The 18,333-nt window shown below is 42.4% G+C and carries 17 protein-coding genes and 1 other annotated feature; of the genes, 3 read left to right on the forward strand and 14 right to left on the reverse strand.

Translation table 11 applies throughout. The annotated features are described in order from the left end of the window. Nucleotides 1-60: 60 nt before the first annotated feature. From AC58QG_RS06170 to AC58QG_RS06195, 6 genes are all read right to left on the reverse strand, one after another. Nucleotides 61-1,077 carry a Gfo/Idh/MocA family protein gene (locus AC58QG_RS06170; RefSeq protein ID WP_497361220.1) on the reverse strand — a complete coding sequence of 339 codons (1,017 nt, stop codon included), beginning with the start codon at nucleotides 1,075-1,077 and terminating at the stop codon, nucleotides 61-63. Nucleotides 1,078-1,261: 184 nt separating this feature from the next. Beyond that, nucleotides 1,262-1,864, reverse strand: coding sequence for a class I SAM-dependent methyltransferase (locus tag AC58QG_RS06175; RefSeq protein WP_497361221.1), 603 nt, complete (start codon nucleotides 1,862-1,864; stop codon nucleotides 1,262-1,264). A 96-nt stretch (nucleotides 1,865-1,960) separates the two neighbouring features. Further along, on the reverse strand, nucleotides 1,961-2,143 hold the full coding sequence (locus AC58QG_RS06180) for a twin-arginine translocase TatA/TatE family subunit (protein WP_497362793.1): 183 nt from the start codon (nucleotides 2,141-2,143) through the stop codon (nucleotides 1,961-1,963). A gap of 35 nt (nucleotides 2,144-2,178) precedes the next feature. Further along, nucleotides 2,179-3,387 carry a ZIP family metal transporter gene (locus AC58QG_RS06185; protein WP_497361222.1) on the reverse strand — a complete coding sequence of 403 codons (1,209 nt, stop codon included), beginning with the start codon at nucleotides 3,385-3,387 and terminating at the stop codon, nucleotides 2,179-2,181. Nucleotides 3,388-3,407: 20 nt separating this feature from the next. Further along, the gene (locus AC58QG_RS06190) at nucleotides 3,408-4,457 is read right to left on the reverse strand and encodes a multicopper oxidase domain-containing protein (protein WP_497361223.1); all 1,050 of its coding nucleotides are present in this window, start codon (nucleotides 4,455-4,457) and stop codon (nucleotides 3,408-3,410) included. Between the two features lie 267 nt (nucleotides 4,458-4,724). Further along, on the reverse strand, nucleotides 4,725-5,549 hold the full coding sequence (locus AC58QG_RS06195) for a helix-turn-helix domain-containing protein (protein WP_497361224.1): 825 nt from the start codon (nucleotides 5,547-5,549) through the stop codon (nucleotides 4,725-4,727). 272 nt (nucleotides 5,550-5,821) lie between these two features. On the opposite strand from AC58QG_RS06195, the gene AC58QG_RS06200 reads away from it, so the two are divergent. After that, nucleotides 5,822-5,995 carry a hypothetical protein gene (locus AC58QG_RS06200; RefSeq protein ID WP_497361225.1) on the forward strand — a complete coding sequence of 58 codons (174 nt, stop codon included), beginning with the start codon at nucleotides 5,822-5,824 and terminating at the stop codon, nucleotides 5,993-5,995. Nucleotides 5,996-6,068: 73 nt separating this feature from the next. Next, nucleotides 6,069-6,401 (forward strand): hypothetical protein, encoded by a 333-nt coding sequence (locus AC58QG_RS06205; RefSeq protein WP_497361226.1) that lies wholly within the window; start codon nucleotides 6,069-6,071, stop codon nucleotides 6,399-6,401. A gap of 59 nt (nucleotides 6,402-6,460) precedes the next feature. Here the strand turns inward: AC58QG_RS06205 and AC58QG_RS06210 are convergent, their stop codons facing one another. The 7 genes from AC58QG_RS06210 to AC58QG_RS06240 all read right to left on the reverse strand — a co-directional run bounded on the left by AC58QG_RS06210 (nucleotide 6,461) and on the right by AC58QG_RS06240 (nucleotide 17,056). Then, nucleotides 6,461-7,654, reverse strand: coding sequence for a CapA family protein (locus AC58QG_RS06210; protein ID WP_497361227.1), 1,194 nt, complete (start codon nucleotides 7,652-7,654; stop codon nucleotides 6,461-6,463). Nucleotides 7,655-7,753: 99 nt separating this feature from the next. Beyond that, a complete protein-coding gene (gene argS, locus AC58QG_RS06215) occupies nucleotides 7,754-9,463 on the reverse strand; it encodes an arginine--tRNA ligase (protein ID WP_497362794.1) in 1,710 nt (569 codons plus the stop codon). A 53-nt stretch (nucleotides 9,464-9,516) separates the two neighbouring features. Beyond that, nucleotides 9,517-9,736, reverse strand: a binding site (T-box leader). Nucleotides 9,737-9,809: 73 nt separating this feature from the next. After that, nucleotides 9,810-11,165, reverse strand: coding sequence for a sulfatase family protein (locus AC58QG_RS06220; protein WP_497361228.1), 1,356 nt, complete (start codon nucleotides 11,163-11,165; stop codon nucleotides 9,810-9,812). A gap of 59 nt (nucleotides 11,166-11,224) precedes the next feature. Next, nucleotides 11,225-12,790: a type 2 periplasmic-binding domain-containing protein gene (locus AC58QG_RS06225; RefSeq protein ID WP_497361229.1), complete on the reverse strand. Its 1,566-nt coding sequence runs from the start codon at nucleotides 12,788-12,790 to the stop codon at nucleotides 11,225-11,227. Nucleotides 12,791-12,848: 58 nt separating this feature from the next. Next, nucleotides 12,849-13,712, reverse strand: a complete 864-nt coding sequence (locus AC58QG_RS06230; protein WP_497361230.1) for a carbohydrate ABC transporter permease — start codon at nucleotides 13,710-13,712, stop codon at nucleotides 12,849-12,851. A gap of 48 nt (nucleotides 13,713-13,760) precedes the next feature. Then, nucleotides 13,761-14,669, reverse strand: coding sequence for an ABC transporter permease (locus AC58QG_RS06235; protein ID WP_497361231.1), 909 nt, complete (start codon nucleotides 14,667-14,669; stop codon nucleotides 13,761-13,763). Nucleotides 14,670-14,803: 134 nt separating this feature from the next. After that, complete coding sequence (locus AC58QG_RS06240) at nucleotides 14,804-17,056, reverse strand: helix-turn-helix domain-containing protein (RefSeq protein ID WP_497361232.1); 2,253 nt, start codon at nucleotides 17,054-17,056, stop codon at nucleotides 14,804-14,806. Between the two features lie 192 nt (nucleotides 17,057-17,248). On the opposite strand from AC58QG_RS06240, the gene AC58QG_RS06245 reads away from it, so the two are divergent. Continuing rightward, nucleotides 17,249-17,809, forward strand: a complete 561-nt coding sequence (locus AC58QG_RS06245) for a hypothetical protein (protein WP_497361233.1) — start codon at nucleotides 17,249-17,251, stop codon at nucleotides 17,807-17,809. On the opposite strand, the gene AC58QG_RS06250 is transcribed toward AC58QG_RS06245, so the two are convergent. Next, on the reverse strand, nucleotides 17,801-18,298 hold the full coding sequence (locus tag AC58QG_RS06250) for an NUDIX hydrolase (RefSeq protein WP_497361234.1): 498 nt from the start codon (nucleotides 18,296-18,298) through the stop codon (nucleotides 17,801-17,803). The two genes, AC58QG_RS06245 and AC58QG_RS06250, sit on opposite strands and share 9 nt — an antisense overlap. Nucleotides 18,299-18,333: the final 35 nt, after the last annotated feature.

Genomic DNA, 18,333 nt, shown 5'->3' on the forward strand with positions numbered 1-18,333 from the left:
CTGTCAACCCGGAAATGCGAATTCGCAATTCTGGTGACAGTCCCCTATGAAACCAAAAATTTATTTATAACTGATTCTTTTTCCTGATCTGGAAGATTCATAAATATCCATAACCAGATTGAACGTCTTAAATCCCTCGGGTCCATTCAAATAGTAGCTGCGATCATTTCGAATATGGTCATAGAAATCTGCTATCTGCGTCCCATGACTTATTCCCCAATAGGATTTGGCTCCTAAATTCGTAGCTTCTGGTGAAGTCAGTATCGTCTGCTCGCCATCCAACACGCGATACAACGTATCACCTGTGAGTACTAGTCTTCCTTTTTCGAAGACAAGCTCGATTTCAGGAGGGGAGTTGACCCCATAAGCATTTGTTGCATAAAAGACAGCCGTGGCCCCGCTTCGATACGTCAAATGAGCATGAACCGTATCTTCTACTTCAATAATTCCCTCCAGTGAATCCGTCGACATCGTCCCTTTGATGCTTGACACCTCGCCACCAATCCATTGCAGGAGATCTAAGGTATGAATGGACTGGTTAATGAGGACACCTCCACCTTCCGTAGCCCACTTCCCTTTCCATTCGGTTTCATAATAGGAAGCATCTCTGCACCACGTTACAATTCCTTTCAGACAAAGCAACTTTCCGAGTTCACCAGAATCTACGGCTTTTTTCATAAGCTGAGATGCGGGGTTATATCTATTTTGGAAAATAACACCTAGTTGTACATTCGGATTCGCTTCTGCTGCACGTAACATCGTTTGAGCAGCTTCTTTCGTTTCAGCCATAGGCTTCTCCGTAAGAACATGCTTCCCAGCGTGAAGTGAGTCAACAGCCATTGGCGCATGCAAATAATGAGCTGTACATATATGAACGACGTCAATGTCTGGATTCTTCAACATCTCGAGATAATCCGTGTAATAACTGCATTGATACGTTTCTGCTGTTTGTGCTGCCAATTCGGCGTTCGTGTCTACTACTGCCACTAATTTAGCCGTCGGTATCTGTGAAATGGCTTTCAAATGTACGCTGGAAATCGCTCCACATCCGATGAGTGCAATGCCAATCTGATTCATGGGAAACCTCTTTTCTGCTTAAATAGGATAGAACTGCTTGATGGGTCAAATGTATATATTAGAGCTTCGCTCATCATGCACTAATTCCTTTAAGGTTGTGCATGCGGAAATTGACTACTTATTGCTTTATCATGACAATTTCAAATCGATGATGACTTGTAACATTCAAGCAATAGTTCAGTTGTCAGCGTGGGGTCAACGCGATTTCCCATAGCATCTTCTTGTTGGTATATCTGTCCATTTCATATTCTGCTACATACACATACGTCCACTTGTCCTGATCAAAAAATCGCTCAATCTCTTCTCGATCAAAGAACCTTCTGTAGAGTCCGTCGTCTCCCATAATATTTCCAATTTCATGGGTCGAATTCAATCTGACTAACAGTAGTCCGTCTTGCTTAAGCACGTTATGGAGATCTCGAATGATTTCATGGGTTGTGACCTCATCGAAATAATGAATACTTAAATCAGCGATCAGCACTTGTACGGTCCCTTTCTCGAAAGGAAGTCCAGTGGTCATATCCAAACAGAGCGTTTGAATGTCAGGCAGAAATGCTTTCAATTTCTTAATAGCCTCTTCAGAAATATCACAGGCAATCGGAGACAAGCCGTGATCGAATAAGTATTGGGTATTATTACCGACACCACAGCCTAGATCAACAATAAGCGCATTGCTGCTATATTTTGATAGGTACTCCTCCCAATATTTGTCCAACCAGTTATCGTATGTAGGTTTAACGTCAAGTCTTTGATACGTTTCATTCCAATATTGTTCTAATGATTTCATCTCGTTGCTCCATCCGCAATTCATTTTCAAGGATATGTCCTATCCTAACAAAAAAAGGCATGCAAGAAGCATACCTTTTGATAACCACCAAATCCATTACTTATCCGTCTTTTTATCCTTCGTATCCTCATCTTCTAGCAAGCCCTTCGTTCCTTGTCTAAATTCCTTGATCGTTGTGCCGAAAGCACGACCTAATTGCGGAAGCTTCGTTGGACCGAATAAGAGTAATGCAACACCTACGATCACAATAAGACCCGGTACGCCAATACCTGATAACATACGAATCACCTGCCTTTCATCTTATATAGATTTTTTTAAAATTTCACCATTAATGCTGTCACATACATGATCAATATCCCTGCTGTAAGTCCACTGAAGTTTAACCATGATACAGGAGATAGACCCTTCTTCTCAGATTCTCTAAGAATCATTTTCGAAATGACATAAATGACCTGTAGAATCGCACCTGCGCCAATTCCGAAGAAGAGTGCTGCTAAGGTATCGTTAAATATGAATCCTCCAGCCCAAGTACCAATAATCGCAGGACCACCAGCGATCAATGCTAATTTGACAAATGTCTGCCAAGTTGGACGATCCTTCAGTAAAGGTGATGCAATCCCTACACCTTCTGTAATGTTGTGAAGGGTGAAACCAATGATAAGGAAGGTACCTAGCGCTGACTCCCCTACTGCAAAGGCAGAGCCTATAGCAAGACCTTCACCAAAATTGTGAAGCCCAATACCAGTCGCAATTTTGTTCGCTACTCGTTTACCTGCATAAGATTCATGGCTAAGTTTACGCTCGTTCGACTGATCTACCGCAATTAAGAAGAGACAGCTCAGCAGCGCTCCAAACCAGACTAACCCTGATCCTTGAAAAACGCCAGGCGCTTCAGCAGCCATCTCAAAGCCTTCGCCGAAGGTATCAATGACTAAGAAGAACAATAACCCTATGGTTAAGGCAAGAATGGCATGCATGCCTCTTACTGAGAATCTGCGAAGAAATGGATACCACAATAGGCCGAGTCCTACAGGAATAACCCCAACATAGAACCCAATCAACGCATATTGCCAAAATAACTTCCCGTTGGGTTCAGGAGTTGCTGCCGCAGCTGCGACTTCACCCACGAAGATCAGACCATTGGAGGTGATAAATTTCACTTCATGCGGATCACCTTGAACCCAAGGATAAGGAATATGAACCATACCTCGTTCGAATCTTTTTAGCGTGTCGCTTGGTGTAAATGTGGCATTCCAAAAGGCGCCATCAACAACAACTTGCGCAATGGTGATCTCTTCTGGACCCGAGTTTAATACTTTTACTTGTATACCCTCATCATTTAAAGTGATCTTCTCAACATTTAAAACTTCGATTGGAGCAGCGGGCTCATTCTCAACTCCTGTACCTACTTTAACTATAGTTGTAATGATGGCTAATAACAAGATGAGTGGAAGAAGGCCCCACAGAACAGCTTTCCATTTCGATGATGAAGATTTCATATTGGTTTGATCATTGATGCTCATTATTTACGCCGCCTCCCTTCTCATTCAGCAATGAAGAATCCCATCCAACCCAGTTCTGCGAATTCGCTTTGATGTGCATGAAACATGTATCGTCCTGGTGAAGGAAAAACAATTTCTAGAATCCCGCGTTCGCCTTGACACTGCATTATGGTATCGGTATACGCAGGTCGAGCTTCAGGATCTGCTCCCGTTGCGTAATAATTGAAGAAATTCGCGTGCAAATGAAATGAATTAATTAAATCGAATTCCGTCAAATTGCTTAAATATATACGAACAAGCTCCCCAGCTTTCACTTTAATCGGTTCTTGCTGATAAGCAAACGCATAACCATTCACAGTGTAAATCTCGTTTTCCCCGTCGAGGTCCAGATCATAACCATTCATGAGCATGTTGAACTCTTTGGCTGCTGCTCTTGGCTTTTTCGGATCAATGATGAAATTCCCATAAAGCCCTTTGTGAATATGCCTTGCAAGTGGCGCAACATGGCAATGATAAACATGCATGCCAGCTGGTTTGGCTTCAAATTCATAAATAAATGAATCTCCTGAGAGAACAGCTTCCAGTCCGTCCATATTGGTCGGATGCATGCCATGGAAATGAATGGAGTGCGGATGCATCGTTCCATTCGTAAACTTCACACGGAGTACGTCCCCTTCTGTACAACGGATGGTTGGACCAGGGATCGTTCCATTGAATGTCCATCCGGGAAACTTGATTCCTTTGGCAATCTCGACATTGGCTTCAAAAGCTGAGATCTCATATTCTCTAAGCGTTCTACCGTCAGGCAGCTTACTTACTTTGCCGTAATCAAAAGCAGTAAGGGCATGCTGCGCTGCTTTAAACCCTTCCGTCACTTCTGTGCCTGGGACATAGCCATGCTTCATTCCTTCATGTAATTGTTCTTTCATGGCATGGTGAATATCATGCTTATCTTGTGCTAGTGCAACTGGTGGCTTGCCGAATAATGAGGAAGGATTTAACAACGCACTCCCTATAACAGCAAAGGCTCCTGTCGTTCCAAGCTTCAAGAGATTACGCCTAGATAGCTTTTTATCTGATTTCTGAAACATCGCTTTGACCTCCTATTTTAAATTGCTTGTTTACAATAGTTTTTACCTAGGGAAACTTTTTGGGTGAAAATAAAGTTTCCAGTGGGACAAAAAGTTTACCAAAGGAAACACCGTGTTTTAACTATATGCTGAAAGTTGGAGAATGTAAACCTATTTGTTAAAAAATTCTTTTCTTTTAATGAAGAACCTTTTCAAACAGCTGAATTGAACGACATTCAATAAAAAAAAGATGCTGTTCAGCATCTCTTTTTTGTTAATTCATAAGATTCAGTAAGCTTGTTTTTGGCCAATCAATGTACTCATCGCATGTTGATGTGGAATGCCTGACGAATGACAGTCAAATACGATTTCGGAACTTTCCTTAATCAGCCAATCCTGATAATGCGTCAATAATTCACCTGAATGCCACTTAAATGCATTGGGTTCATTTTCCGGAGGTGGCGCTATGAATGGTTTATGAACAAAAACGTTAAACACATGAAGTCCGTTGGTATTCGTGTATTTTTTGTAATTCTTAAAAATGTCATTGCGATATTCAGGCTTTATATAGTGCAACACACCGCTTGAAAATAGAATGTCATAGTGTGTATCCAACCGATAATCCTGAATATCGGCTTTCGTAGCTTTCACGGATACACCGACCTGATCCGCAAGCCTTTTCGTTTTTTCAATACCCGCATCCGAAATATCAATAGCTGTCACATCATACCCATTTCGCGCGAAGAAGACGGCATCTTTCCCCTCGCCGCAGCCCAAATCTAACAACTTCAAATGTTGAGTTGGGGGCATTAGACGTAGAACCTCATAGCACGCCGAGTTGGGCTCAAATCCCCAGTAATAGTCTGGCGTTCGGTACTCTTCCTCATAAATCGAAATAGGTTTATCTTGCGAAACGTAGCCTAACAGCTTGTCGATATTTATCCCTAATGCGGAAGACAAGCTAGGTAATATAGAGATGTCGGGCATCGTCTGCGCATTTTCCCATTTGGAAACCGCTTGGAAAGTAAGCCCGAGCCGTTGTGCAAGTTCTTCTTGCGTGAGCCCCTTTTCTTTGCGATATCTATTTATATTTCTTGCTAACGTGTCCTTCATCTGGATAACCCCCTCCTTCGTTACTCTTATTTTATGGATATCCGGAGTAACAAACAATAACCTGTCATTTGAACTTCAAGTTGGATTCAACCCACAGTTGAATAGAAAAAGCCGCTAAGCAGCGGATCCTGACGTGACAAGTGCTTCGACAAAACTAGCGTGAAACGCAACGACGTTTTGACAAATATTTTCACCAAAAGAATCTATAATAGAATTAGCCTTACAGAGTAAGTTCTCGCACATATGTGTAAACACTTAGGAGGATGATCGACATGGACGAGCAGTTTATTAAACGATTACACACGCTTAATCGCCGCGATTCATTAAGGTCTTTGCTGCTGATCGAAGGTGTTCGACTGACTCTCCGTCGCAAAAAGCAAGTCAGCTTATTTAAAAGGCTTTTTCAGCGCAAAAAACAAACCATCGTCGCAAAAGGTTGGAAATAGCATAATGAATGAAAATCATAGGGTCACTTCTCGCATAACGCAGCCTTTTATAGTAGAATGATGTCTCAGCTACATGAAATGGATACGGGGTGTTAGAATGGCCATTAGTTTTACGAAAACAATTGTTAGTCAGTTAAAGAAAGACATAGCTGATCTTGAAATCAGAAGTGTCAACGAGAAGAAAAAGAAAGAAAGAGCCCAAGCGAAGATAAAACAGGTTCAACGTGATATGAAATTAAGCCAGTCACACAATGATTTGAGCAGCAAAATGTCACGTGTGAATAAGCTAAACGAAGAAATCAAAACAAGCGAACGGCTACAAAAAGATTTAGCTAAGGAATTAGCTGCGAAGAATGCTTCGTTGAAGCTGAATCTCGCTAAAGAATCGAAACTAGATGAAGTCTAATCGGGCTCAACCATAAAACAAACACCGCCCTGTTGATCAGGTGCGGTGTTTTTGGGTATTCATTCTGATGAAATAATGTGAAGCTCGGGCATATACATTTTCATATGTTTGGTTATCATTTGGTAGTTAGAACCAGCTCTCGTGAGCTGATCATCTGTTAATTTATCCATTGAAATAATTTGAAATTGTTTACCTTTTTGACTATACGTGTACGTGGGGAGAAAGCTGGGATTGGTTAGCTCGATCTTCTTGACGTTATTTTTTGTTGTTTTCACGACTTCGATGGTCGCCATGCCACCTACTTGCTTATACAAATTGACTTGAGCAGATAGGAAGTTGCCCAGCGAATAGACCACAAAGGTTCGATGTCCATTCTTCCCTTCTACCCAGGCAGGTGGCTGCAGGACATGAGGATGATTCCCAATGATGATATCAACACCCATATCCGCTAGCTTATGCGCAAGATTGGTTTGATTCCTATCTGGCAGCCGCTGATATTCGTTCCCCCAATGTAGAGCTACGACAATGACATCTGACACTGGTTTCGCATGCTCCACATCATAACGAATTTGCAAATCATCGATCCGATTAACCAGAAAGGGTTTACCTATTGGCGTTGAAATCCCATTCGTCCCATAGGTGTAACTTAAGAAGGAGAACGTAATCTCATTTTTCGTAAGCGTCCTTAGGTTGTCGCGGTCATTTTGAGATTTAAATGCACCTGTATAAGGAATCCCAAGGGTGTCCCAGTAGGTGAGCGCACTTTGAATCACCTTTTCGCCTCGGTCCAGGGCATGATTATTGGCAATCGTAACAACGTCTACGCCTGCAAATTTCAGCGCATCACCTATTTCATGAGGGCTGTTAAAGGTGGGATAACTGGAAAGCCTCAGTTCCTTGCCGCCTATCATCGTTTCTTGATTAGCAACAAGGATATCCGGCGCTTGTAGCAGCTTCTTCACCTTTTCAAAAATAGGTTTAAAGTTATACGTCCCGTCCTTCTGCTTGGCGTCTAGATAAACCTTATCATGGATGAGGATATCTCCGACTGCACCTAGCGTAACTTTAGAGATGTGAGATTGTGTCTCTTTCTTCGCAGTAGAATGAAATTGCGGAATCGGAGGTGAGGCAGTCTGAACAAGAGGTGGATTCTGCTTGTCTTCCATACCTGTATCTTTTGGCGTCAACGAGCTGCCTACGCATCCGCTAGCCAATAATAGTGTTGAAACCATCGCTGCCATGCGCTTCGTCACGACAAACCAGCTCCTTAAGCGTCAAACCTTGTATTGCCCGTAGTATTCCCCCTTAGAAAATCTCTCATGAATGAGGATTTTTACCAATTGCTAACCTGATTAGATTTCATTTGGCGCTTGCAGCCCAATCAGCTTTAATCCATTTCGCAAAGTAGTTTGTACGCTAGTGACTAGTGCCAGACGTGCTTCGCGCAATTGTTTGTCCTCCACAAGAATGTAACTCGTGTGATAAAAGCGGTTGAACGCTTGCGCGAGATCAATGAGATAACGGGAGATGATCGAAGGCTCCAGCTTTACCATGGCTTGCTCAATTCGTTCTGTGAATAGATAGAGCATTTTAATAACCGCAACGGCTTCTTTATCTTGCAAAAACGTACCATCCAACTCAGAAGTTTGTATGCCATGACTATTCCCTTGTTGCGCTTTTTTCAACACACTGCATGTTCTTGCATACGTGTACTGGACATATGGCCCCGTTTCACCATCAAAGTTAAGTGCTTCTTCCCACGAAAAATCTATATCTTTGATTCGATTGGCGCTCAAATCGTTGAAAATGACGGCCCCAATCCCCACTTGCTCAGCAACAGCTTCTTTGTTCGGCAAACCTGGATTTCTCGCTTCGATGACATCCTTTATTTTCTGGACGGCTTGCTCCAACACTTTTTCTAATTTAATCACATTACCTTTACGTGTCGACAAGCCTCCCCCTTCAATACTCACACGACCAAATGCCACATGTTCCAGCTTGGAAGCCCACGCATAACCCATTAATTCAACGACCTTAAACCATTGCTGAAAATGAAGATTTTGAGCATAATCCGTCACATAAATTAATTTAGCAAAGTCATATTTCTCCGCTCTGTAAATGGCAGCTGTTAGATCGCGCGTGTGATACAGGGAGCTGCCATCCTTTTTCAGCATCAATGCTGGCGCCATGCCAAAGTCATCCAACCTGACTAACAAGGCACCCTCATCTTCTTCCAAAAGTTGCTTCTCTTTTAACGCCTGAATGACCGGTTCCATCTTATCATTGTAGAAACTTTCACCTTGATATGCGTCAAATTGAACGCCTAATAACTTATAGATCTTTTGAAATTCAGCGATGCTGATGTCAATGAACCACTGCCACAACGTAAGTGCTTCTTGATCACCTTGCTCCATTTTCGTAAACCAAGCACGTGCCTGATCTTCTAAAGTAGGATCCTTTTCAACTTCCTTATGGAATTTCACATAAAGATGGAGAAGCTCATCGATTGCTCCGTTATCTACTGCCTCCTTACTTCCCCATAGCTGGTAGGCGACAATCAGTTTCCCGAACTGTGTCCCCCAATCGCCTAAATGATTGATGCCTACACATGTGTAGCCAAGAAAGGAATGAATCTGATATAACGCATTTCCGATCACGGTGGATCTCAAATGACCAACATGAAATGGTTTCGCGATATTCGGAGAGGAGTAGTCAATCACAACCGTCTTGCCCTGCCCCAAATTCTGAGTCCCATATTGATTCCCAGCTTGACTAATGTGATAAATAAGGGATTCTGCCCAACGGTGCTTCTTCAGAAAAATATTCAAATACCCCGAAACGGCTTCCATATAGTCAATTTCCTCATCTTGCAGCAGCATCTTCAACTCATTAGCAATGTCTTTCGGTGGTTTGCTAAGCCCTTTGCTCAGTCGAAAACAGGGTAAAGATAGATCGCCTTTATCGGGATTCGTTGGGTACTCCATCAGCGCAGCAAGCTCCTGTGGTTCGAAACGACCAAGTAACGATGATATTTTTTCAGCAAAATGAAGCTTATAATTCAACATGTTTTCCACTCCTATCTTTTTCTGAACATATAAAAAGCCCCCGTCTCTATAAAAGAGACGAGAGCTGAAGATTCCCGCGGTACCACTCTAAGTGTTAAACCTATGATTTAACCCCTCTATTTCGTAACGGTCGACAGACCGGATTTGCCTACTAACGTTCAGCAAACCATTTCCTGGGTCCGTTTCACTCGTAACATCCGTACCGGCTTACACTGACCCGGCTCGCTGTGACTGTCTGTTAGGAATTACTGTCCCATTCATCAATATTTCGTTATGAATTTTTCAATATCTTACAAGGGATTTCGGGGAATGTCAAGCCCATCTTTCCTTTACAAGTCATTGCTTAAAGCTTGCACTCGTGGCTGTGAACGATTCGCTGACCACTCGCGATGGATGCTGCAGGCAGTATCTTCGGTGGCTCCTCCCCTGTTTCGACCATCCGTTCAATCAATCGTTTCCTTAAAACGGAGGATACTTCTTTGTGTGATTCATACCCTGCTAGATTAGTAAGCTCATGCGGATCTGCTAGCAAATCATACAGGAATTGTTCCACATAGACATCAGAGCCCGTATCACTTACAGGGTTTTTATCCGGTGCGTAGACACTATATTTCCACCGCTTCGTGCGAATAGCTCTTCCCACTTGAGTCTCACTGATTTGCACGAATACTTCCGTCGGCCAATTCGGTTTACCACCGTGCAACAATGGCAGGATAGATCTACCCTGCATATGCGCAGGGATAGGAATTCCCGCAGCATCCAACAAGGTTGGCGGAAGATCAATCAAGCTAACCATGGCTTGAATACGACCGCCTCCATCAAATCCAGGTCCGCTGAAAGCTGTCGGTACGCGAATAGAACTCTCATGACAGGAACGCTTATACTCATTGTTCCGTGTCTTGAAATGACAGGCATGGTCCGAGCTAAAAAGGATAACCGTATTCTCGCTTAAATCGAGACTCTTCAAGCTGTCTTGAAGCCTGCCAAGCGCTTCATCCAACCGGCGTACCATTCCGAAGTAGCCGCCTAAATGCTGAGCAGCTGAGCCCCCGAGCGCAGCTAAATCCGGAGGAATCCACCTTCCTGCATAGCGTTCTCGATATCCATCCGGTGCTGGATAGTCGTCGATATGATTTTGATGATGCGGCTCAATATAGGAAAGGAACATAAAGAACGGGTCTTCCTGATGACGATCAATGAATCGAATCGCAGCATCTGTTTGAGCATCTACACGATAGCCAGGAAGCTTAACAGCCTGATTATCATTGTCATACAAGACTGTATGATAGGAGTCCGAAGAAAACTCGAGCAGTTCAGCAGCAAGCCAGTGCGTATATCCGCCCCTCTTCGCCTCTGGTACAGGCTCCTCACCTGCCAAATGCCACTTTCCGATATAGGCAGTTTCATAGCCCGCATCTTTAAAATAATGGCCTAAAGTTCTAGCATCCTCTGGCAATGGATTGAAATTCGTGACGCAGCCCGTTGTGGTAGCATATTTCCCCGTCTGCAAACAAGAACGCGCTGGTCCGCATACTGGCTGGCAAGTAAATGAGTTATAGATATGTGTACCGAAGCTTGCCATTCTATCGAAGTTAGGCGTTAAATCTAATGGATTACCATGAACGCCTGTCGTATCCCAGCGCTGTTGATCTGTGAAAAAAACGATAACATTGGGCTGACCATTTCTCTTTTTGCTCATGACTACAATTTCACTCCCAACACAACATCATTTCAAAGGTTTGATTGAAATCGCCAGCACTATTTTCCTGACTTTTCTGCCTTCCACGTCTTATTTACTTCATCTTCAATGGCTTTTCCGCCTTGCTCGTAATACTTCTTCACGAATTCATCCCATGCTTCAACTGGCAATTGTCCAAGTATGATTTTCAACGCATATTCCGGCCAAAGCTTTGATTCCAAATCTGGATAATCAAACATGGTTGGCGTTGTTTTCCAGTACGCATTCTTCGTAATATATTGATTACTCACACTAATAGCCTTGCGCGCATCTTCAGATGGCACCCATCGACGGTCAACCACTTGAACAAATCGAACGGGATTACCTAATCCAAGCTTATATAAATCAAGAATGTTAGCCTTCTGTGTCAGAATGTTCGTTGCCTTGTCATACGTGTAATGCTCGCCTTCCTTCCCGTATGTGACGAGCGCAAAGCCACCATTATCACTTTGATCAGCTGACCAATCAATTAGTTTGACTAACCGATCCGGATCCTTCGCTTTCGCTGAGATCGAGCGTAAATCACCATAACCAGGAGCAGTCTCAGCCCCTCCGCGCAGACCTTTCGGCCCAGCAGGTGGTGGTAAAAAGCCAATTTTCCCCGCCGGATTTGTCTTTGCGAGAGCTGAGGCACGCGGCGTAGTAGGGTTAACATCTAATGCGCTGCCTAACCACACACCAACCTTGGAGTTGGCCACCTTTTCGTCCACTTGTTTCGCTTCATTTACAGGGAAATCCGGATCAATAATACCTTCTTTATACCAATCGCGCAGCACCTTCAAAGCTTCCTTGGTTTCAGGTAAAGTAAATCCCTTCTGCAGTTTGCCGTTCTTCTCCAACCAGAAGGTTGGTTGAATCCCGAAAGCGCCAAAGATATTGCTGAATATCTCCTGCCGGCCTGAAGTGTCTGTTTTCGCAATCGTGAGACCGACTGTATCCTTTTTGCCATTTTTATCGGGATCTCCATCCGTAAACGCTTTCAGGACAGTATGAAGCTCATCCAAATTATCCGGCATTTTCAAACCAACCGCATCTAGCCAATCCGTTCTGATATTGTATCCAACTACAGATGGCCCATTGAATGCCTCCGGACGATACCCCGGAAATATCGCCCAAATTTTCCCTTTATATCTGAGTGCCTCGAGTTCGCTTTGATTCTGAAGCTTTGTCAAATTAGGTGCGTTCTTCTTCAGCAGATCATCCAACGGAAGGATAAGCCCCTCATCTGCATATTTAATCATCGTTGGGATATCCACGGAGAAGTAATCTGGAAGATTATCGGATGCTGAGAGTACATTCAACTTCGTGAAATATTCGGCTCCACCAGAAATACTGATCTTATAATCAATATCCGTATTCCCTGCTTTTGCTGCAGCATCTAGAATCGTCTGTTTGTAGGGTCCTCCATCATCTGGATAACCCACAATATATGCCGCATTTCGGAACATATTGTAAGTAACAGGTCCTCCACTGGACTTCTTCCCTTCGGCGTCGTTCCCCGTTCCTGTGCAACCAGCGGCAATGAACACCATGCTTAGCGCGCAGGAACAACAGAGAACGGTACGTCCTATTTTTTTCGGTGACATAGAAACCCTCCTTTTTTATGATAAAGCTTATAACAACATGCTTCTTTCAAGCATGACATTATCCTTTGATAGAACCGATCATGACGCCTTGCACAAAGTACTTCTGTAGGAATGGATATACACACAATATAGGTAGAATCGTCGCCACAATTGTTGCACCAATGACAGATTCTGTTGATGTATTGGATATTTCACCTGTGAAACGCGCATAGTCCTGACCGCTTATCAAATCTCTCAGCAATAGTGATAAGGTGTAGCTTGCCCTCTCGTTGATATACAGCAGCGCCGTAAAAAACTCGTTCCACTGCGCCACGGCAATCCATAGTGATATCGTTGCGATAACTGGCATGGACAGTGGCAGAATGAGTCTCACAAAAATGTGCAACGGATTTGCACCATCCATCTCTGCTGATTCTTCAATCTCCAGCGGAATGGTCTGAAAGAAGCTCATCATGACGAGCGTATTATATGCAGAAATCATGCCTGGCAAGATCAACGACCATAGTGAATTTAATAACCCGAGCTGCTTAACAACCAGATAAGTAGGAATAACGCCTCCGCTAAACAGCATGGTAAATAAAATACCAAAAATCAGCCATTTCCTACCTGGTACAATAGACTTCGTTAACGGGTAAGCGGTTGAAGCAGTAAGCAATACACTTAGAATTGTACCGACAATTGTAACGAATGCTGTATTCAAATACGTGCGCCAAATCATGTTTGTACTCACAAGTGTTCGGTAAGAATCCAGCGTGAATTCCTGGGGCCAAAGAAATGCTCCCCCCTTCGTAACCTCATCCGCAGACGAAAAGGATAACGAGATTTCATACCATAACGGATACAAGGTGGCTAATGAAAACAGGAGTAATAATAAGCCGTTTAGAAGTTGAAAAGTCCCACCTTTTTTTATAAGCGAATGCATATTAATCCTCCTTTAGCCCGTTGTAGAATAGGTTAGTTAATTCCACGATTACCATAACCCCTCTTTTCCCAGTCGCTTCACAACCCAATTGGTAAAGATGATCATGAGGAGTCCTACTAGGGACTGGAACAGGCCAGCAGCGGCTGCCAAGGAGTAGCGTCCGTTACTGAAAGCGATCCGGTACACATAGGTGTCCAGAATATCGCCAACTCCAATGACCAGAGGTGTGAGTAAGATGTATACTTGGTCGAACCCCGCGCTTAAGATGAATCCCATTCTTAAGATCAACAGTAAAACGATCGTCTGAGAAATACCCGGAAGCGTTATATGTACGATTTGCTTGAAACGATTAGCACCGTCAATTTTGGCTGATTCATACAGTCCTGGATCAATGCCGATGATAGCCGCTAAATAAATCACAGTTCCCCAACCTGTTTCCTTCCACATTTGTGAAAGTACAAGCATGCTGCGGAAATGCTCGGGAACGACTAATGGCGATTGTTCAAATCCAAGTGCCGAAATCAGACCGCTTGAAGGAGATAGTACCGTAACAAGGATCCCGCCGATGACAATCCAAGAAACAAAATGAGGGAAATAGATGATTGTCTGAACACTTCTTTTAAATACAAGGTTTCTTACTTCATTGATCAGAATGGCTAGTACGATTGGCGCAGGAAAATTAAACGTAATTTTATAAAAGGAAATCAGAATGGTGTTTCTTAAAACTTGCCAGAAATCGGCCCGTTGAAACAGCATGTCGAACCATTTTAGACCTATCCATTCACTTCCCCAAATGCCTGTGGAAACCTTATAATCCTTGAATGCCATGATGACGCCGCCCATGGGAATGTACTTAAAAATAATGAAATACAAGATCCCCGGCATAAGAAGCAAATAATAATATTTGGTTTTATGAAATGTTTTTTTCCAAGATCTTCTTGTTGGTGTGGATGCCATTCTCCAGCCCTCGCTTCCCTGTATACGCTTCCATTATTAGCACGATGAACAAAAAAAAGAAACGGTCATCTTTTGCCGTTTCTGTATGATGTTTGAACCATCTATTCATTTGGTTCAGATAATAAACATGAAGTTCATAAACGTTTCATCATTTGATTCCGGTAGTCACCTGGTGTGGTTCCTGCATATTTTTTGAAATAACGAATAAAGCTGTGTGCATCATTATAGCCGATTAGTGTACTAATCTCCTGAAGGGATAATTTATTGTCTGCCAAATAAACTTTCCCTCTTTCCATGCGATATTCCGTTAAATATTCTAATGGAGACTTCCCTTTCTCGCTTTTAAAAATCCTGCTTAAATAACTGGGACTAATCTGTAAGTAATCAGCAATATCACTTATTGAGATGTTGTTCTGATAATTCACTTTGATATAATCAAGCGCACGTACGATATGAACGTTTCTATTCTCATCCATTCCTGTTTGTTGACTTTCAGCCAGTCTGCTAATGAAACTAATGAATAGTGTCTCTAACTCCTGTTTACTGTGAGCGTCATCTAATTGAAGCAAGGTTCCTTCTGGAGATTCATGAAAGTGCTCATCTTCTTGTCTTAATTCATGGACAATGACGCTTAACAGCATAATTAACATTTCCACTAGCTTATCGTGGGATGATTTAGTCGGATACACATAGGATTGGAATAGCTGCGCAACCACCTCACGTGCTTTCTTCTGATCTCCTGATCGTATACTTATCAATAGGAGATGTACGTACTGGGAAGGGTAGCCAACCGCATCTGTTTGCTTGAGATCTTCCATTATCACGACATCCACCTCATTAATAAGGGCATTGTAGCGTAAATTCTTGGCTGAAGTTCGTTTCAGACTCAATTCTTTCAATGAACTATGTAGAGAACCATATATAAATTGCAAATTAATATGAAGTTCTGATTGCGCAAGATCTATTAACGGGAAGCTGATCTGTTTGAGAACTTGACGGAATTCATTATCTATAATGGCATGGTTGGTATTCATAATAAAGCCAAAACTGTCACCATCCAGTATGGTCCCCGCAATGCCAAAATCAAGTGAGAACGCATTTTCAATCATCGAAAAAATAACTAACCTGATCTTATTTCTTTCCATCTCTGAATGTGAGCGCAAATCCATAATCACAGTCAAGTCCATGAAATGAGATCTACTGAAATCAATCCCTGTTTCTCTCATATATTCGGCCGACAAATCGTGATCCGTATGTATTAAACTGTTTAAAATCGCATTCACCCATCGCTCTCTAATGATCGGCTGATTCTGTTGCACGGCAGCACTAATCTGAGCATGTTCCGTTAGTATTTGATGGAGTGCGTTTTCCACATCATCGAAATCATTGCTTCTATCCGAAGATTCGATTGTTTTCAACCGATCCTTGATCGCAGAAACAATGCGTTTGTAGGGGATATACATCATTAAAGAAAGTAAGTAGGAGATGACTGTGAACACCAATGTTACGGTTACAATGACAAGCAGCACAGTTAGCAGTTTCTTGTTCATCAGCTTATTGTAATCTTCCATGGGGACCAGGCGAATAAAAGTCCAACCTAGCATGGGGGATTTCATTGAGCTCCATATATACTGGCTGCCATTTAATTGAACTTCTCTCCACGCTTGTGAATCAAGGTCACCATTTGCAACGTAGCTTTCTAGTTTCTTTGTCATCGAATTCGTACGAGGGTACACAATCCTTTGGGAACCATCCATAACGAGAATCGGTAGCTTCTCATTCTTTTGAATCATTTGTACTGTCTCAAAAAAAACATCTTTACGAATATTAAAAATGAAAATGCCTAGAGACTCTTTGGAGGCAGTTGGCACTCGTCTACTAAAGGTAATTACTTCTTCTCCTGATCGCAGAGAACGAATGGCATGCCACTGTGCTACATTCTCATTCGCTGAGGCCGCGTCTATAATGGCTTTATCATAGAAATCATTGATCGGATAAATACCTTCACCCGTCGTTAGGACTCTGCTATTAATCTTGGTATATAAATACACCGAGTGAAACAGCGTGTTAGACGAAATCGAAGTTTGCATCGTGTTCTGTAACAAAAGGTAATCGTAAGCATTGTAATGTGGATCTTTTAAGATTTGAGAAAGCTGAGGAATGAAAGAAAACTGAAGCGATGCGCGATCCATCTCCGAAGTTATGGCTTGAATCAGACTTGAATATGACTGCAAATTAGTCTGAGATTCTGACTTCAGACCTTCCTTGACTTGATCTGAGTAATAGTAAAAATACACACCACTTAAAATCACTGTAGGCACCAAAATAACAGCAATATAAGAAAACAGCAGCTTTTTGAAGTAAGACATTTGTCTGAAAAAGTTCAACTTACACTCCACCCCACCCTGTAAGCGGTTGCTATCATTCTCTTAGTTTACAATACTCGAGGTCATATTAGTGTCGGATTGTGGATGAAATGATATGGGAGCAGCTAATTAAATACGTATTCGCAACTTTCCATTTTTTGTATACGTCTAATCTTGAGGAATGAAACTAGTTCATGTAGGAGTGAAATTACATTGAAGAAAGTCACTTATCGTCTTATGGTTTGTCAATTAACAATTTTCACTTTATTAATAGGCTGTGATGGCAATGAATCGAATATGGCAAGTCCCACTGTTCCACCAACGGCAACAAGTGAAATCACACTTAAAGCAACTCCCCGCATCACCGAGTTACCCATTCCCACACAAGTACCATCCACACCACCATCAGCAATTGTAGGATTAGATGTAACCCCCTACCAAAATGATGTAGAAAAAAAGCACATGATAGCAACCATTCATCGTAATGTTCAAGCGATTAATGAACAAAATCGTGAACACTATTATGATACATTTGATGCCAACTCCCTAAAGAATGCAAAAGCAGGCTATGATTATTGGGTAGACATTCTGTCAGCAACCATTTTGAAATTAGAAAAGGTCGTGTTCGAATCGTTATATGAGAATCAAACGGAGGTATATGTGAATATCACCTATCAAAATAAAATGAATGGAACCCTAGTAACCACGACTTCTACGCAGATGTTTCATTTTATACGTACTTCAGGAGAGTGGAAGTTGGGCGCTCTAGATTGAAACGGCCCAATCATCTAATCGTTGACTGTTAACTGGCATCTCACCAGTCTTAAACCAATCCATCGCTTGTAAAACCAAGGGTGATGCATTATCCAGTGTAAAATCGCAAAGTGACATCCAACATGCCCCTAGCGAATCTTGTCCCTCAAATACATCAGGATTCGCAGATATGTCCCCCTCCATATACGTAACGGAAAAGAATATAGCTACATGATGGATGTGTGAAGTTCCCTTTTTAGGAAGATCAAATGGAACTACATAATCACAGACACCTAAATTCTTTTTAACAAGAACATCGATGCCAGCTTCTTCCTTGATTTCCCTACTTAGTGCCTCTAGGATCGTTTCATTAGGTTCGATTGTCCCTCCTGGAAGGTCAAATCTACCTGTATATGGACCGCCGGTTTTCTTAATCACGAGCAGATTGCCTTCTTGTATACAGATACCATAAACACCCAAGTGGCGATGCCACTTCTCATTCTTCTCCATATACCTCACACCCCTCTCAAGGAATCTCGTGATTA

It is taken from the genome of Paenibacillus sp. J22P169 (genome assembly GCF_059691995.1).

What these genes read in the sequence shown, in the direction of transcription:
- AC58QG_RS06170 (WP_497361220.1), bottom strand. Translation starts at nt 1,077, where the DNA reads ATGAATCAGATTGGCATTGCACTCATCGGATGTGGAGCGATTTCCAGC.
- AC58QG_RS06175 (WP_497361221.1), bottom strand. Translation starts at nt 1,864, where the DNA reads ATGAAATCATTAGAACAATATTGGAATGAAACGTATCAAAGACTTGAC.
- AC58QG_RS06180 (WP_497362793.1), bottom strand. Translation starts at nt 2,143, where the DNA reads ATGTTATCAGGTATTGGCGTACCGGGTCTTATTGTGATCGTAGGTGTT.
- AC58QG_RS06185 (WP_497361222.1), bottom strand. Translation starts at nt 3,387, where the DNA reads ATGAGCATCAATGATCAAACCAATATGAAATCTTCATCATCGAAATGG.
- AC58QG_RS06190 (WP_497361223.1), bottom strand. Translation starts at nt 4,457, where the DNA reads ATGTTTCAGAAATCAGATAAAAAGCTATCTAGGCGTAATCTCTTGAAG.
- AC58QG_RS06195 (WP_497361224.1), bottom strand. Translation starts at nt 5,549, where the DNA reads ATGAAGGACACGTTAGCAAGAAATATAAATAGATATCGCAAAGAAAAG.
- AC58QG_RS06200 (WP_497361225.1), top strand. Translation starts at nt 5,822, where the DNA reads ATGGACGAGCAGTTTATTAAACGATTACACACGCTTAATCGCCGCGAT.
- AC58QG_RS06205 (WP_497361226.1), top strand. Translation starts at nt 6,069, where the DNA reads ATGAAATGGATACGGGGTGTTAGAATGGCCATTAGTTTTACGAAAACA.
- AC58QG_RS06220 (WP_497361228.1), bottom strand. Translation starts at nt 11,165, where the DNA reads ATGAGCAAAAAGAGAAATGGTCAGCCCAATGTTATCGTTTTTTTCACA.
- AC58QG_RS06225 (WP_497361229.1), bottom strand. Translation starts at nt 12,790, where the DNA reads ATGTCACCGAAAAAAATAGGACGTACCGTTCTCTGTTGTTCCTGCGCG.
- AC58QG_RS06230 (WP_497361230.1), bottom strand. Translation starts at nt 13,712, where the DNA reads ATGCATTCGCTTATAAAAAAAGGTGGGACTTTTCAACTTCTAAACGGC.
- AC58QG_RS06235 (WP_497361231.1), bottom strand. Translation starts at nt 14,669, where the DNA reads ATGGCATCCACACCAACAAGAAGATCTTGGAAAAAAACATTTCATAAA.
- AC58QG_RS06250 (WP_497361234.1), bottom strand. Translation starts at nt 18,298, where the DNA reads ATGGAGAAGAATGAGAAGTGGCATCGCCACTTGGGTGTTTATGGTATC.